The sequence below is a fragment of the Chitinophaga chungangae genome (assembly GCF_017742215.1).
In the GTDB taxonomy this organism is placed as follows: Bacteria; Bacteroidota; Bacteroidia; order Chitinophagales; family Chitinophagaceae; genus Chitinophaga; species Chitinophaga chungangae.
In genome coordinates this window covers 1259571-1273471 of sequence record NZ_JAGHKP010000003.1, presented here as the reverse complement: position 1 = coordinate 1273471, position 13901 = coordinate 1259571, and the positions used below count along the sequence as shown (strand labels likewise).

General features: G+C 54.5%; 10 protein-coding genes. 4 read left to right on the top strand and 6 right to left on the bottom strand.

Annotated features, from left to right (window positions below):
• Position 1: 1 nt before the first annotated feature.
• Positions 2 to 781 carry a M90 family metallopeptidase gene (locus tag J7I43_RS19510; RefSeq protein WP_209147539.1) on the bottom strand — a complete coding sequence of 260 codons (780 nt, stop codon included), beginning with the start codon at positions 779 to 781 and terminating at the stop codon, positions 2 to 4.
• 81 nt (positions 782 to 862) lie between these two features.
• Between J7I43_RS19510 and J7I43_RS19505 the strand changes: the two genes are divergently transcribed.
• The 3 genes from J7I43_RS19505 (at position 863) to J7I43_RS19495 (ending at position 4945) form a co-directional block, all read left to right on the top strand.
• Positions 863 to 3295 carry an AsmA family protein gene (locus J7I43_RS19505; RefSeq protein WP_209147538.1) on the top strand — a complete coding sequence of 811 codons (2433 nt, stop codon included), beginning with the start codon at positions 863 to 865 and terminating at the stop codon, positions 3293 to 3295.
• A 117-nt stretch (positions 3296 to 3412) separates the two neighbouring features.
• Positions 3413 to 3997, top strand: a complete 585-nt coding sequence (locus tag J7I43_RS19500) for a type 1 glutamine amidotransferase domain-containing protein (protein WP_209147537.1) — start codon at positions 3413 to 3415, stop codon at positions 3995 to 3997.
• Between the two features lie 225 nt (positions 3998 to 4222).
• Positions 4223 to 4945, top strand: coding sequence for an SRPBCC family protein (locus J7I43_RS19495; RefSeq protein WP_209147536.1), 723 nt, complete (start codon positions 4223 to 4225; stop codon positions 4943 to 4945).
• Positions 4946 to 5029: 84 nt separating this feature from the next.
• Here the strand turns inward: J7I43_RS19495 and J7I43_RS19490 are convergent, their stop codons facing one another.
• The 3 genes from J7I43_RS19490 to J7I43_RS19480 all read right to left on the bottom strand — a co-directional run bounded on the left by J7I43_RS19490 (position 5030) and on the right by J7I43_RS19480 (position 6634).
• Positions 5030 to 5281, bottom strand: coding sequence for a hypothetical protein (locus tag J7I43_RS19490; protein ID WP_209147535.1), 252 nt, complete (start codon positions 5279 to 5281; stop codon positions 5030 to 5032).
• A gap of 40 nt (positions 5282 to 5321) precedes the next feature.
• Complete coding sequence (locus J7I43_RS19485) at positions 5322 to 5672, bottom strand: hypothetical protein (protein WP_209147534.1); 351 nt, start codon at positions 5670 to 5672, stop codon at positions 5322 to 5324.
• A gap of 146 nt (positions 5673 to 5818) precedes the next feature.
• Entirely contained in the window at positions 5819 to 6634 is an 816-nt protein-coding gene (locus J7I43_RS19480) for a mechanosensitive ion channel family protein (RefSeq protein WP_209147533.1), read from the bottom strand.
• A 125-nt stretch (positions 6635 to 6759) separates the two neighbouring features.
• Between J7I43_RS19480 and J7I43_RS19475 the strand changes: the two genes are divergently transcribed.
• Complete coding sequence (locus tag J7I43_RS19475; protein ID WP_209147532.1) at positions 6760 to 8127, top strand: exonuclease domain-containing protein; 1368 nt, start codon at positions 6760 to 6762, stop codon at positions 8125 to 8127.
• On the opposite strand, the gene J7I43_RS19470 is transcribed toward J7I43_RS19475, so the two are convergent.
• Positions 8104 to 8331, bottom strand: a complete 228-nt coding sequence (locus J7I43_RS19470; RefSeq protein WP_209147531.1) for a hypothetical protein — start codon at positions 8329 to 8331, stop codon at positions 8104 to 8106. The genes J7I43_RS19475 and J7I43_RS19470 overlap by 24 nt on opposite strands.
• A 111-nt stretch (positions 8332 to 8442) precedes the next feature.
• Positions 8443 to 13713 carry an AAA domain-containing protein gene (locus J7I43_RS19465; protein ID WP_209147530.1) on the bottom strand — a complete coding sequence of 1757 codons (5271 nt, stop codon included), beginning with the start codon at positions 13711 to 13713 and terminating at the stop codon, positions 8443 to 8445.
• Between the last annotated feature and the right edge of the window lie 188 nt (positions 13714 to 13901).

Genomic DNA, 13901 nt, shown 5'->3' with positions numbered 1-13901 from the left:
ATCATCCCTGCATCGAGGCGGGATCTTGCCGGAAGATCTGGCTCAGCAGCCGGTACAGCTCAGGATGGTGCTGGGCCATCGTGTCCGGTTTCTCAAAAAAATATTCGGACACCACGGCCAGGAATTCGCTTTCGTTCATGGCCGCATAAGGATTGATATCGGAATGACCGCTTTCGATCCGCCGGATCTCTTCGTGCATCACTTTTAGCCAGGGCAGGGAATAACTATGCTGGATCAGGCTGCTGGGCATGCCGTCTACCGTGCCGTCCGTTTTATCGACCAGGTGCACGAACTCGTGGATCGCGGTGTTGCTGCTGCCGCCATGCTCGGAAAAGCCGCTTCGCAGCGCAGACTGCGAAAGCAGCATCTGCCCGTTGAGATGCCCGCTGCCCACCATGCCGAGTATATTGCGGCGGTCGCCTTCGAACTGGTATTTTTCATCGAATGTGTCCGGGTAAAGGATCACATTGGTCAGGTTGCGGTATTTCCAGCCGGGGAACGCAAAAATAGGGATCACCGCGCTCGACGCGATCAGCACTTTGTCCAGGTCTTCCACGTTGGCGCCCACGCCTTCGATGGTGGTATGGCCGAGAAATTCCTTCACTTCCGCGGAAAAACGCGACTTATCCTCGTCGCCCAGCTGGCGGTAATATTTTACGTTCTTTTCGAGCAGGCCGTCCACATCGGCGGGCACGGCGCCGGTTTTTCGTTTTTTCGGGCGGTAAAACCACCAGAATAAAAACGCGATCACTACAACAGGTATGATAATTGGTAACATCATCACTAAGATCGGATTAATTTGCCAATTCAACATTTTACCGGTTTTGATTGTTTAATGTATCGAAGATCAATACAATAGCCCATGCCCCGCTGGTTACGCATCACGCTTATTTCCGCCGGCAGCCTGCTGGTGGTCGTCATTATCCTTTGGTTCGTGCTGGCGCTGGTAGTACGCGGCCGCAAGGCGGAAATTCTCGCTGAGATCACCGCCCAGCTCAGCGACCGCATCAGCGGCAACCTGGAGATACAGGACATGGAGCCTTCCCTCATCCGTTCCTTCCCCAACATTTCGGTGACACTCAAAAACGTGTCGCTGAAAGATAGTATGTACGCCACGCATAAACACGCCCTGCTGGACGTGCGCGAAGTATACGTGAAGGTGAGCACTTTCGCGCTGCTGCGCAAAACGGTGGACGTGAAACAGGTGAGCCTCAAAGATGGGAAAATATTCCTCTATACGGACGGCTCCGGCTTTTCGAACACTTACCTGCTGAAAGGAAAGGAACCCCACAAACCCGCCACGGGCAACTCATCCACGATAAGAAGGATCATCCTGGAAAACGTCCGGTTCACGTTGGAAAACCATATCAAACTCAAACGCTACAACCTCGACATCCGCCGGTTGCGCGCCGAAATGGACTTCGACAATACCGGCTGGCAGGCGCAGGTGAACCTGGAAACGCGCATCGACGATCTTCAGTTCAACACCACCAAAGGCAGCTACGCCAAACAAAAGCTGCTGAAGGCAGACATCGGCGTGCAATTTATGCGCAGCAACAAAACGCTGCGCATCCCGCCGCAGGATTTCCGGTTCGACGGGCAGCCCGTGCGCATCGGCGCGGAATTTAATTTCTCTCAGCAGCCCGCGCTTTTCGCCATCGCCATTCATGCAAACCAGATACCGTTCCGCGCCGCTACTTCGCTGGTAACGCCCAATATCGCCACCAAGCTGGACAGCATCGATTTTACAAAACCGCTGGACGTAACCGCCAGCATCGCGGGGCACATGCAATTCAGGGATACGCCTGTCATAAAAGTGAACTGGACCGTGAAAGACAATGTGCTCGACGGAAAAGCCCTGACCCTGGATGCGGTGAATTTCACCGGCGAATTTTACAATGAAGTAGTACCCGGTCTCGGGCACAACAACGCCAATTCGCGCCTCACCATCCGGCAATTCTCCGCCTTGTACGACAGCATCCCCGTCAAAGCGGATACCATCCGCGTGATCAACCTCGAACATCCTGTGCTCACCGGGCGTTTTAAATCCTCGTTTCCGCTAACGCGGCTCACCAACGCCATCGGCCCGGAACTGTTCCGTTTTACTTCCGGCGAAGCGATGGTAGACCTCGATTACGCGGGCAGCTGGAACCAGAAAGACACGATTCCCGGTTACCTCCGCGGTATCATACAGGTAAAAGACGGTTCGTTCACCTACGTGCCGCGCAACCAGGATTTTCATGCCTGCCAGGCTACGCTGGATTTCGCGGGATCAGACCTTTTTTTCCGCGACATCAGCCTGCGATCCGGCTCCAGCAGCGTGCAGATGGAAGGCAGCATGAAAAACATCCTCAATCTTTATTTCGCCGCGCCGGAAAAAGTACAGATCGATTGGTTTGTGCGCAGCCCGCTGATCAATATCAACGATTTTCAAACTTTTTTTGCCAAAAGACAGAAAAGACCGACGGCGCAGCAGGTGCGGAAGAACAAACAGAGAATGGGCCGCGTGATGAAACAGCTGGACGTGGTGCTGGAGCTATCCAGCGTGAACATGAACCTGGCGGTGGACAAGGTGCGTTACCGGCAGTTCGCGGCCAGCAATGTAAAGGCCGGTCTCCGTATGGACCAGCAGGGCATCCGGCTCAGCAATGTGGCGCTGCAGGCGGCCGGCGGGCAGATGAACCTGAACGGGAATATCCGGCATGCCGGTAACGGCGACAAGTTCACCGTAAACGCCGATATCCGCAGCGTGCAGGTAGACCAGCTGTTCCATGCATTCGAAAACTTCGGGCAAACCGGCGTGACGGCCAAAAATCTGAAAGGCGTGTTTTCCGCGACGGCCAACGTTACCGGCAATATGAAAGAAGACGCGACCGTAAAACCGCACACCATGTACGGCACCGTCAACTTCACGCTTAACAAAGGGGCGCTGGTGAACTTCGAGCCGCTGATGAATCTTAGCAAATTCGTGTTCCGCAAGCGCGACATGAGCAACATCACTTTTGAAAAGATCCAGAATACGCTCGATATCAAAGGCAGCAAAATCTACATTCATCCCATGCTGATCGCTTCCAGCGTGCTGAACGTGGAGGTGGAAGGCGTCTACGGCATTCCGAAAGGAACGGACATTAAACTGCGCGTACCTTTGCGCAATCCTAAAAAAGACGAGCTGGTGACCGATGTTGACGAATTGCAGAAACGCCGGAAGTCAGGCATCGTGATCAACCTGCACGCGGTGGACGGGGAAGACGGCAAGGTGAAAATGAAGCTCGGCAAAGGCGACAAGGGCGAGTAACCCCGCATTGAGTAAATAAATCCCCGCACATGGATGCAACTGGTGGAAATGCCGCGGCTGTTGGCGCGGAATTGTTTTTGCGGCATTTTATGTATTGTATCACCTAAAACAACAATCATGAAACAGCCATCTTTGAATGACAAAAAAGTGGCCGTGCTGGTGACGGACGGCTTCGAGGAATCTGAATTTACCCAGCCGGTAGAAGCGCTGAAAAACGCGGGCGCGCAGGTAACGGTGGTGTCGCTCAAACCGGGCACGATCAAATCATGGGCGGAAAAAAACTGGGGCAAAGAATATAAAGTGGACGCCGTTGTGACAGACGTAAGCGCCGGCGATTTCGACGCGCTGGTATTGCCCGGCGGCGTGATCAATCCCGACAAGCTGCGGATGGACCCGGATGCGGTAGCTTTCGTGACCGGCTTCACGGACGAGGCAAAACCCATTGCCGCCATTTGCCATGGCCCGTGGACGCTGATCGAAACGAATGCACTGGAAGGCAGAACGGTCACATCATGGCCTTCCCTCAAAACCGACCTGATCAATGCCGGCGCGAAGTGGGTGGACCAGGAAGTGGTAGTAGACAATGGTATCGTAACCAGCCGCAACCCTGGCGACCTTCCCGCATTTTGCAAGAAGATGATCGAAGAGATCGGCGAAGGCCAGCACCTGTCAAGAACGCGCGGCGTGCACCAGCTCGGGTAAAAATTATCGTCGCATTTGAAATACGGAAGCCCGCTGTATGAAACCGTTTGAAGTTCGTACAGCGGGCTTCCGCATATGAAGGCGGAACAAAACGCCCGCATCTTTTGTTTACAAGATGGGAAAAGCTGGGGAATTAACTACACAGCTTTATGATGAAACTCGTTGAAAATTAACAGTTTTTAACTCTTGCAAGGTTTTGGATGATATAACACAAAATGAATTTATATGCAGCAGGAAAAAGGAACGCCCCGTGCGGGCGGGTTATATGAAAATTCCACCGTGATCAACGTGTCGAAAACAGGCAGGATCATTTCTTCCGCCGCCGGCGCTTCGCTGGTGTACATAGGACTGGCGGACATTGGTAAAACCCCGGTAAAGAGCTTATTTCGCATCCTGGCAGGTGGTTACCTGCTGTACCGGGGGGTATCAGGCAATTGCCCGATTTCGGCCATCATTGAGGACAGCAGGCCCAAACACGCCCGGGCAGTGAATATCCGCACCACTTTCGAGGTGAACCGCCCGCGGGCCGAAGTATACGCCTACTGGCGCAAGCTGGAAAACCTTCCCGCGTTTATGGCGCACCTGCACGATGTGGAAGTGCAGGACGAACGGTACAGCCACTGGACCATCCGGCTGGCCGGCAATATCAAGCTGGAATGGGATGCGGAGATCGTGGAAGACGAACCGAACGAAATGTTGGGCTGGCGCTCGCTCGAAGGCGCACAGCTGGCCAACGCCGGGAAGATCCGTTTCAAGGACGCGGAAAACGGCGGCACCGAATTGCTGGTGACCATCACGTACCGCCCGCCGGCCGGGTTCGTGGGTGAGGGTATCGCCCGGTTGTTCAATCCCGCATTTGAAAGCCTGGTGCGCAACGATATCAGGGGATTCAAACAACATCTTGAGGAAAAAAATGCGGGTTTCGGAAATAATATTGCGGTTGGATAAACTTCAACCCCGGTATAAAAAAGCGCCCGTCAGGATTCTATCCTGGCGGGCGCTTTCCATTTTCAAAATCAAACATCCTGTATGCTATGGCCGAAACGATGTTTTAAAAGTGTCTGGTTTAGGCAGGTTAGACGTGTCCTTGTCTTTCTTTTTGTCTTTTTTCCTTTTTTTCTTCATGGTGTCCTGCGGGTTTTCCGGCACAGTGTCTTTTGCCATTAAAGAATATCCCTGATTCACCGGGAGAGTGGACTCGCCCGTAAACCCGTTTCCTGCCTGGGCTACTACAAAGGCGATCATCAGCCCGAGTACGCCTAATGGTACGATACGTGATTTCATTGGTCTTTCAGTTTTGTATGTGAATGATATGGTTAAACAATTAATAACTCCTGTTTTCGAGTTCATCTTCCTCATCGCCCAGGTCGTCGAAATTCACCGCTTCGTCTTCTTCCTTGTCTTCCGTTTCTTCATACGCTTCCGGCGAAGCGCCGGCCGAATTGCCAGCTGCATGCCCCGGACGGTCGTTTTCCACGATATCCCCGTCTTCCGCTTCCTGTACCTCTCTTTCCCTGTCGATGGCCGCTTCCTGGTCGAATTCCTGGTTAAGGTCTGCGCCCTGCGGGTCTTCCGGCCATTTTTCCTCTTCGCCTCCGGCCCTGAATTCGGTATTTACCGGGCTCGGGCCTTTTGCCGGGTTGCCGGCCGGCTGCTGCTGTTTTGTGGTTTGCATGGGATCAAGTTTAATGGTGAACGGCTTGATTTTGTTTTTGTAAGAAATATTGTGCAAAATCCGAACCATGCGAAACAACCGCAAAACAGCCATGGATATGGTTGCATCTGTGTCGCATTTTGGGGAATTTCGGTACCGGCGGGTAATTAAGGTAATAGTTGTTTTTGCCGCAGCGCGTCGAGCACCTGCGTAATGAGGCGGTGCCGCGCCTGGTTGAAGGAACTTTCTTTACTGTTGTTGATCCAGAGGCTGACGAGCAGTTTGAGGTTGTTCCCCTCAATGTTCTCGAAGAACACTTCCGGCGCTTTCCTGACGCCGCTTTGCCGTTCTTTTTTGACGATGCCGCGAAGGGTTTGCACGATGTCGTCCAGCACGGGCGGGGGTTCTTTGTTGAAGGGTACGGTGAAATGAAGCTCGATCCTTCTTTCCGTGGTCAATGAGTGGTTGATGATCGGTTTCTGGAAAATGTCTTTATTCGGGATGATGAGGTGCAGCCCGTCGAACGTGCGCATGGTGGTGGAGCGGAACTGGATGTTCTCCACGCTGCCGGTGAACCCGTTCGTTTCAATGATATGCCCCACGTCGAAGGGTTTGCGGAAGGTGATGTAAATGCCGGAAATGAAATTGGACGTAAGGTCCTGGAAAGCAAAGCCCAGCGCCAGGCCGATAATGCCGGCGCCGGCGAGCAGCGAAGACACGGCTTTATCCAGCTTCAGTATTTCCAGCGAGGTGAACAGCCCGATGGCGAATACGATGAAATGCGCCACCGTGGCCAGCAGGTTGCTGACGGCCTGTTTGTGCGACAGTCTGCACGACAGCTTGTACACCAGTCTGCGCGTCAGTTTCGCCAGTAAAAAAAAGATGGTGAAAATGATGGCCGCCAGGGCGAGATTGGGCAGCATTTTGACGCCCGCCTGCAGCCACCGGTCGAGTTTTTCGAAAATAAGGTTCGTCCATTCCATAAGAAAAAAGTATACAAATACTGCACCATTTGGATCATGCTGGTTTTCAGCGCCGGACGGATGGTTAAAATACCTATGGGAGAGCCTGCGCAGATACGATGCGTACCAAGCCGTATATTTGCGGTATGTATGCGATCGTAGACATCGAAACTACCGGCGGCCATGCCAGCGCCGGCAGTATCACGGAAGTTGCCATTTTTATTCACGACGGGAAAGAGATCGTGCGCCAGTACGAAACGCTGGTGAATCCCGGCATGCCTATTCCGCGGTATATCCAGGCGCTGACGGGCATTACGGACGAAATGGTGGAGAACGCGCCGCCGTTTGAATCCGTGGCGGAAGAGATCTATCAGCTGCTCGGAAATAATATTTTCATCGCGCACAACGTCAATTTCGACTATTCCTTCCTGCGCCACCAGCTGGATATGTGCGGTTTTAAGCTGCAAAATAAAAAGCTCTGCACCGTGCGGCTCAGCCGTAAAGTATTTCCCGGTTTCCCCAGCTACAGCCTCGGGAACCTGTGCCGCCAGCTGAAGATCAATATCCAGAACCGCCACCGCGCCACCGGCGACGCGCTCGCCACCGTACAGCTGTTTGAAATGTTACTGGGGGCGGATACGCAGGGAGCCATTGCGCAGGCGCTCAGCGGGCGCTCACGCGAAAAATGGCTGCCACTGCACCTTCCGCAGGAACATGTGGAAGAGCTGCCGGCTACCCCGGGCGTGTATTATTTCCACAACGAAAAAGGAAAAGTGGTGTACGTTGGGAAGGCGCGCAATATCCGCAAACGCGTCACCAGTCATTTTACCGGCAACAGCACCGGCCGCCAGCGGCAGGAATTTCTCCGCAACGTGCACAGCATTTCCTACGAAAAAACTGGCACCGAACTGATGGCGTTTATCCTCGAATCGGTGGAGATACGGCGCCTGTGGCCGCAATACAACAATGCGCAGAAAAGGATCGAATCGAAATTCGGGTTTTATGCCTTCGAAGACCAGCAGGGTTATCTTCGCCTGGCCATCGAAAAAAGAAGGAAATACAGCACGCCGCTGTACAGTTTCAATATGCTCGCCGACGGCCATACGCGCCTGCGCGAGCTGATCCGCGATTTTAAGCTGTGCCCCAAACTTTGTTTCCTGCAAACGGGTCACGACGAATGCGTGGGTATTGCGGATAAAACCTGCAAAGGCGCCTGCAGCAAAAAGGAAAAACCGCTGAAATACAACCAGCGCGTGCTCAAAGCCATCGGGCACCTGCAATCGGAACATCCCTCTTATGTGATACTCGACAACGGGCGGAATGCTTCCGAGCAAAGCTGCATTTTGATGGAGAAAGGGAAATTCTATGGCATGGGGTATGTGCCGAAAGACGTGGCCGTGCCCGGCAGCGATATGTTGAAAGACCTGCTGACGCAGTACCCGGAAAACGAGTTTATCCTCAACCTGCTCCGTTCATACGCCACGGCCAATTCAGCGCGGCTGCTCACGATATAGGGCCGTTTTGCCCCGTTTTTTTACGAACCAGTGCCGTTTCCACATCCAGAAGCCGCTCAGTGCCACAATGGGCATAAAAACGAACCGTACGGCGTCCGCCGCCGCGGGAATAGACGATACGGGCCCGTAAATATACCCGATAATGGGAATGCTGAGAAGAATGTGCAGCCAGCGGATGATCTTTCTTTCTGTTGACGCTTTCATGTGACAGGTATTTTACGTCAAAGCTATCCACAGAAAAATGTTGAAATGCCTGAAGTAGATCACTGCTGTAAATGTGCAGACGAAACAGGGAAGAACCGCGAACGATCTTTCTCAGAACAGCTCCGGTTGCCCCGTAGCATCCGCTTCGCCTGGCAATTTCCAGCCGCCGTTCTTTTTTTCTTCGATCATCTTTTCCTTTTCTTTTTCCGCGTCTTCCGCATCGATGCAGGTTTTTACCTGTATCTGGCCTTTGGTGCCGCTTTTGCCCTGCCGGATGAATAATTTGGAACCGCTTACGGCCGCTTCCCAAAATTTTTCGTTTTTGCCTTCTCCCTGGAGCAATCGCGTAGTGCCCGCCGGCACCGCATCCTGCGCGATCAGCGAATTGAGCGGCGCGGCCTGCTGCGGTTTGCCCAGGCGCCGCAGGATCTCTTCGATCACTTTCTGCGGCTGCTGCAGCCAGTCTTTCGCATACACGGTCAGCACCTGCCAGCCGAAACTTTCGAGCACTGCCGGGCGCTGGTAATATTGCTCCAGCACGTTTTCATGCTGGTACCATGCCTCGTCGTCCACTTGTATTCCCAGCGCATACGCTTTGTCCTTAGGATCGGCCTTCACTGCAAGCGAACAGCGGAAACCGCTCTGGCCGATCTGTTCGGATACTTCCAGGCCCTGTTGTTCGAGCTGTTCCCTGATTTCTTTCAATATAACGGTATCGCCTGAACGGTAACGCTGCGATGGTTTGCCGGTGGCCAGCGCGTCGAGTATGCCGCGCGCGGCGGACATATTGCCGGTGCTCACGTTCTCGGCGTATTGCAGGAACCTGCGCAGGTAATTGGCGCCGGCGTTATATACGTTCGTGATCTGGTGAAAGCGGATGCTGCTCACGATGGCCATGTGCTGGCGCGCGCGGCTGAAAATTACGTTCAGGCGTTTTTCGCCGCCTTTTTTGTTGATAGGACCGAAATGCATGCTCATTTTCCCGCGGTGGTCGGGCGCGTAACAGACGCTCATGATGATGATGTCGCGCTCGTCTCCCTGCACATTCTCCAGGTTTTTGACGAACAGCCCGGTGAACTGGCCATCGTCGGTGCGTTCGGTGGCGTCTTCCAGCAGTTCGTCGAAACGTTTGTCGTTGGTGCAAAGCGCTTCCAGCGCAGTTTCTATGCAATGCTGCTGTTCCTGGCTGAACGCCACGATGCCGATGCTTTCTTTCGTATTTCGGTACAGCAGCTCCCGCACCAGGTGCGCGATGTACGCCGCTTCGGCGGTGTTGCCGCGTTTGGCGTAAGTGCCGTTGGGAATGTGGTGATAACTGATGCTGCGGTCGAACAGGGCATTGACGTTGAACAGCGCGTCGGAAGGTTGTTGTACGCTGATGGCGTTTTTCTCCGCGGTATGAATGCTCCTGTCGGGCACCGTGAGCAGGTTCGCGCCGTAAAAAGCGTGGTTGCTGTAGCTGATCAGCGTTTCGAAATGACTGCGGTAGTGCCAGCCCAGCATCACGCTGTTCATTTTGCGCGCGCCCTGGGTGAGCAGGCTGTCCGCGTCGGCGCTGAGAATTTCGTCTTCCTCGTCGTTGCGCTCCAGGTCGTCCGGGTCGCCGGACCTGGCGGAGAAGAAGTCGGTAGGCGGCATCTGGCGGTCGTCTCCCACGATAATGGTTTGCGGCGCGCGGTATAGCGCGGGCACGCCTTCTTCGAGGGTGATCTGGCTGGCCTCGTCGAAAATAACGGCGTCAAAAAAAGGCTGGTCGATGGGGAAGGAATCGCTGACGCTGAGCGGGCTCATGAGCCATACCGGTTTCAGATCGCGCAGCACAAGGCCGCTTCCGCGGGAACAAAGCTCGCGGATGCTTTTGTGGCGCATGGTTTTGGAAAATTCGTTCTCCAGGATCTTGCGGCCTTCCGCGTATTGTTTCGCAAATTCCTGCTGGTCTTCTTCCACCTGCGAAATGGCGCGGTTGCTCAGTTTTACGTGTCCGCGGAAACGTTCGCCGATATTGGCGAGAATGAACGCGGCATTGAGTTTCAGCAGTTCGTGGTAACAATGGCGCACATTTTCAACGATCTGTTCCACGGCCTGGCTGCCGGTATTGGCGAATGGTTTGTTGAACTGGTAGAACCGGCGCAATGTTTTATGCGCCATGCCCGCTTCCATTTCAGGCGGTGTAAAGGGAAGCGCGCGCAGCGCCTGTTTGAGCAGGCCGGGCATGTCCAGGTAATTGCCGAGCGCGGGCAGCAGCTCTTCCAATGCGGGCGCGTTCAGCTGGATGCTTTCGAGCAGGTCGCGCAGTTCGCGGAAATGTTGCGGCGGCGCGTCCTGTAAGGTTTGTTGCAGTTGAAGATCGAGTTGATGAAGGGTTTCCTGCAGGCCGGCGAGCTGTATCACGAGCTGCTGCGCCTGCGGGTGTTGCAAAAGGTCTTGCAGCGTGGGCTCATGCAATTTCAGCCGCAGCCGTTCGATAGACAGCCAGGTAAGCTCGATGTTGTCGATACGGTATTGCTGCTGCACGGCTTTGCGTGCCTGCAGCAGGTTCCGGGCAGCGTTATATTCTTCCTGCAGTTGCTGCAACACCACGCTGAAAGCAGGCGGTACGGCGTGCGCTGAAAAGTCGTAGCTCACCTGCATCTTTTTTTTCAGCCCGCGCCATGCGCCGGATAAAAAACGCCAGAAAGAAAGCTCGTAACGCGCTGCGATACCAATGGCCTGCGCCGTGTCCTGTTCGCTGAATTTTTTCACCCAGCCGCTGTTCTGCATGATGGTGCGGTCTGCTTCCTGTTGCAGTACGCGCAGCTGTGCCAGCTCTTTTTCGAAAGCGATCGCTTCGGGATTGCGGCCGTCTACCAACTGGAGATTGTTACTTTGTGCCAGCGGCAGCAGGAGGGTGGATTGCAGTACGAGCTGCTTCAGCTCATCGAGCGTTTCCGCGAAGCCGGTGGTTTTTTCCAGCATCGCGAGACTTTGTTCGGTATGTTGCCGGAGCTGCGAAATGGGCTGCTCGGATGCGAATATTTTTTCGTTCACACGGCTGAGCGGGTGCATGGCGAACACCGGCTCCGCGCCGCTTTCTTCCAGTGCTTCGCCCAGCTGTTCCACCATGGCGCCGGATTGCAGCCATTGTTTGTAATGGGGAAGAGTTTCTTCGTCTTCGGAACTGAGCGGTTTCACGAGGTCTTTCAACGCCAGCAATCTTTCTATCAGCGCGCGAACGGCAATGCCGGCCTGTTCTTCTTCGCGTGCGTGCGTGTCGTGAAACTCCTGCAAACGTTCCAGCTGCGTGCGGAGCGTATGCAGCAGCGCGTTTCTTTTTACGTGGATGGTATGTTGGTCGGCGCCCGGGCGTAGACCGGTTTCGTAGGTCTGTTTCAGGTCGCGGATAAAGGAGCGTTTGTCTGCCTGGCTATCGTGGATGTACGAGCATAATTCGTCCAGCCCCTGCTGTTTGAGACGGTGATACACCACGTCGAGCGCGGCGCGTTTTTCGCAAACGAACAGCACCTGTTTGCCGCGCGCCACGAAGTCTGCGATGAGGTTCGTGATGGTCTGGCTTTTGCCGGTGCCGGGAGGGCCCTGGATGATGTAACTTTCGCCGTTGCGCGCCAGCAAAATGGCGCGGGCCTGCGTCGGGTCGGCCTGTATCACGTGATACCATTCTTCCGGAAGGGCAGGAGCGGGCGTTTCGTCTGCCACCGGCCTCGGCTGCGCGCTGAACAGCTGGTCGAATACGCCGTGCTGCTGCGGCTGGTCCAGCGCGGAGTTGTAATCCCGCACCAGGCTCATTTTTTTATAATTAAAATTGCCCAGCACAACGTGGCAGCTGTCGAACTCCCAGCGGTAAGGATTATGTTCGCCTTCGGCCAGCTGGAACAGCTCATGGTCTTCGGCCGTGGAAGTGTTTTCAGCGGGAATCGTTTTTTCCGTTACATCTTCCGAAACCGGTGGCAGCTGCGCCTCCACGGGCGTGGTTTCCGGTTGTTTTTTCTGGTATTGCTGAACGGTGTCTTTTGCTTCTTTATAAATCAGTTTGATGCGCGGTTTTTGCATATGCTGCAATACGATGCCGCGGTTGGCGCCTTCCACCTGCATTTGCAGCAGCTGCACGAACTGCTCCATGCTCATGTCTTCCAGGTCCACCATATCCGGCAGCTCGATGCCGTACAGTTCGCGGAGCTGGTTGGCCAGTACGGGGTTCACCTCGGCATTGTTGTCCGTAATGCTCAGCACGTACTGGTCGCCGCCGACCTGTTTTTTCTTTTTAAGCTCAACGGGAATCAGCAGCAGCGGACTGAAAATGGTTTCTTCCGGGTCTTCCGGCAGATTGTACCATTTCAGGAAGGCGATAACGAGCTTGAGCTGGCTGAAACCGTATTCCTGTATGTCTTTCCGCGCTTCCAGCCTGATCTTGTTTAGCACGGCCGGGAGGTACGGGTGGTCTTCGAAACGGAGGTATTTATTCAGCGGCAGGTCTTTCATGCCCGTGATCTTCTCCGCCAGGTCCGGGTTCCAGGTGAAGAGCAGTTCCGGCCGGATGCTTTGGTGATGCAGCACCATGGGCACGCTGCTGATGGTAAGGTTTGCGAAACGCGTGTTGGGTTTGTAATACAACAGGCGATTGCGGCGGCTTACGTCGAACAGGCGGTTGCGGAGTTTGTTGAGAATAAAATGTTGTCTTTCCGACCGGTCGTGCGTTACCCATCCGGCCACCTGGGCGAGATCGAGCTGTTTTTCGGGGTCGAAGTCGCGGTAATGTTCGAGGCGGTGAATGGCTTCCTGGAGGTCGCGCGTGCGGTGTGAACGGTCCAGCTCGGTCATTTCCGTGATCAGCGTGCCGATGGCAGGGTGCAGCTGTTTGAAGCGGAGCGGGTGTTGCCGTTGGGCCACCAGTTGGTCGAGACCTTCGGGTTCGTACAGGTTGATGCCGAGCGCGATGCTGGCGAGCACAAGGCCGAGGCAGAAAATATCGGTCTGTTCGTCGTGGTGACCGAGCAGCATTTCGTAGCTGCGGTACCCGGGCACATAAGCGGCATGATTCGGCTGCTGTGTAATATCTCGGTGGATGCGGAGGTTGATGGCTTCCGGCTGGTCCGCCAGCAATTTTACCTTGTCTACCACTTCAAAATGCGGGTTATGACTGTTGAAGAGGGCTTCAATTCGGGCGATGGCATCCAGTCCGGGATGTGCGGCCGCGGTATCGATGGTGATGATGCGGGTTTGGGCTTGCAGGGCGTTTTCATCGTCAAACGGGGCCACGAGCGCGGCGTCGTGCAGGGATTGCACGGTGCGGAAAAGCGGCAGCACGGCCGCAATTACATCGTCTGTTGAATAGGCTCCGTGCTGGAAGGCGGTTTGCAGGAACTGCCGGAAAGAGATCGTCGTCAAATTATTCGTTTATACTGAACAGTGATTCGGGTAAACCCCTCAAAAGTACCGATTTTCGCCGCCCGGGTCAACGGGAAGAAATCCACATTTCCGTTGGGGAAGAAGCAGGTTTTTCTACATAGTTGAATTTCAATGTATCCGGTGGCTTTATGAAAAAGTTAAGCCGCGAATGCCCGTTGAAAAGCGGT